Raw genomic sequence first — 1,999 nt, 5'->3', positions numbered from 1 at the left:
CGTCCAGCGCCAGCACCAGGGCGTGGTTGAGTTCGTAGGCGCCCCAGGCCAGGCCTTGCTGGCGCAGCGCGGCCTGCAGCGCGGACTGCACGAGCACGCGCACCACGCGGTGCGGCCCGGAGAAGGGCACCTCGTCCACGCGGCCGGCCGCGGCGTCGGCACAGGCCCGGCGGTCGTGCGAGGCGTGGCCGCGGCAGGCGAGGGGGCGCACGCGGTGGATCAGGCACACGCCCTGTTCGATGAAGGCGCAACGCCGCCGCAGCGCCACGCGCTGTTCTTCGCCCAGCCCGCGGGTGGCGGCGTCGGTCTCGCGCAAGCGGCCGATGAGGTCGATGCCGTGGCCGCGCAGCGCGGGCGCGGTGGCGCGCAGGTAGGCGGCCACCAGGAACACTTCGGGCGCGAGAGCGGTCACGCGCAGGGTGCAGCAGCTCGGGCAGCCCTTGCGGCAGGCGATGGGGGGCTGGCCTTCGGACTGGATCGCCACGTTGCCGTCAAAGCTGTCCCAGGCCTGGGCCATCGCGGCCTGGCAACGCTCGGCGCTGGCCGCGCCGGGTTCGCCCAGGGTGTGTTCAAAGGCGCCGCGCAGCGCGCGGAAGAAGGCTTCGGCGCTGTGGTCGGCTTGGTTGGTCTGCTCCGGCATGGGGCTTGCCTAGACGCTCTTGCCTTTGAGCAGCCGCGCCTGTTCGGACGGGCTGTAGTGGTTGAAGTGGCCCTGCGCGGCGGCGAGGCGGCGGTTGGACATCCGGATGGCTTCGATCTTGCCGGCCGGGGCGATGCGCGAGACGCACTTTTCCAGATCGGTGCTGCCGCAGTGCGGGCAGGTGGGCACGGTGCTGGAGCGCACGAGCAGCTCGAACCCGGCCTGGCAGGCTTTGCAGTGGTAGTCAAACATGGGCATGGGGGGCTCCTGGGTGGGCGGGTGGGGTGGGGCGGCGAAACAGGCGTCGGCGTTTCATGGGCGGTCCTGCAGACATGAGGCCAGCGCCAGCAGGCCGCTGGTCTGGTCGGTGATGGCCTGCACGGTGGCTGGCTGCAGCCGGTGCAGCCAGCGCTGGGGCAAGCGCCCGGCGCCGCAGCGCGCGCCCGCGAGCATGCCGACCAGGGCGCCGGTGGTGTCGGCGTCGTCGCCCTGGTTCACGGTGGCCACCAGCGCGGCCTCGAAGTCTTCGTGCCGTGTGAAGCCGTGCAGCACGGTCTGCACCGTGTCCACCACGTAGGCGGTGGCGCGGCCGCGGTAGGGGGTGAAGCCGAAGGCGGGGTGTTGGGTGGTCCAGGCTTCGGCCCAGCGCTGGCACTCGGCCTGGCCCGCGCCGCGCAGCAGTAGGCGCAGCAAGCGGCCCAGGCCCAGGGTGGCGGCGTCGGACAGCGGGTGGTGGTGGGTCAGGTGGGCCTGGGCCAGCGACAGGCGCTCGAAGCTGGCCTCGTCGTGCAGGGTGGCCAGCACCACGGGCAGGTTGCGCATCAGCGCGCCGTTGCCGGCGTCGCCCGGGTTGTACGGGCCGGCCAGCGTGCCTTCGAGCAGGAAGCGCTGGATGCCGCGCCGGCAGGTGTTGCCGCAGTCCACCGGCCGGGCCTGCAGCCATTGCACGAAGGCCTGGCCGATGCCGCGCACGAGCGTTGTGTCGAGCTGGGTGGCGAAGCCCTGCAGCGCGGTGGCGCCGCCTTGCAGCAGGGCCGAGCCCAGGGCCAGGCTCATGGTGGTGTCGTCGGTGACCTGGCCGCGCGCCAGCTTGAGCCAGCCGCCACCCACGATCTCGCGGTGCACGCCGTAGCGGGCCTCGATCTCGCGCGGGCGCATGAACTCCACCGTGGCGCCCAGCGCATCGCCGATGGCCAGCCCGAGGTAGGCGCCGAGCACTTTGTCGAACAGCTCACGCATAGCGGGCCACCACCTCGTAGTCGCCGCCGAGCGCGAGCACTTCCTGTTCACCGCGCAGCACATGGCCGGGCAGCAGGCCGGGAAACACCAGCACCTTGCAGGCCGGTACCCGCGCCTCGA

4 protein-coding genes are annotated in these 1,999 nt (G+C 72.7%); all 4 read right to left on the bottom strand.

Going from position 1 to position 1,999, the window contains the following annotated elements:
* A partial coding sequence (locus V6M57_RS07590) for a YkgJ family cysteine cluster protein (RefSeq protein ID WP_332814383.1) occupies positions 1–640 on the bottom strand: 640 nt, incomplete at its 3' end.
* A 9-nt stretch (positions 641–649) separates the two neighbouring features.
* On the bottom strand, positions 650–898 hold the full coding sequence (locus V6M57_RS07585) for an FmdB family zinc ribbon protein (protein ID WP_068173280.1): 249 nt from the start codon (positions 896–898) through the stop codon (positions 650–652).
* A gap of 54 nt (positions 899–952) precedes the next feature.
* Positions 953–1,879, bottom strand: coding sequence for an ADP-ribosyl-[dinitrogen reductase] hydrolase (gene draG, locus V6M57_RS07580; RefSeq protein WP_332814382.1), 927 nt, complete (start codon positions 1,877–1,879; stop codon positions 953–955).
* On the bottom strand, positions 1,872–1,999 hold a 128-nt coding region (locus V6M57_RS07575; protein WP_332814384.1), incomplete at its 5' end, for an NAD(+)--dinitrogen-reductase ADP-D-ribosyltransferase. The genes V6M57_RS07575 and draG, both read right to left, overlap by 8 nt.

The sequence above is a fragment of the Ramlibacter sp. genome (assembly GCF_036676645.1).
Lineage (GTDB): Bacteria > Pseudomonadota > Gammaproteobacteria > Burkholderiales > Burkholderiaceae_C > Ramlibacter.
The sequence above is the reverse complement of the archived record's forward strand: the minus strand, read 5'-3'. Positions and strand labels throughout refer to the sequence as shown.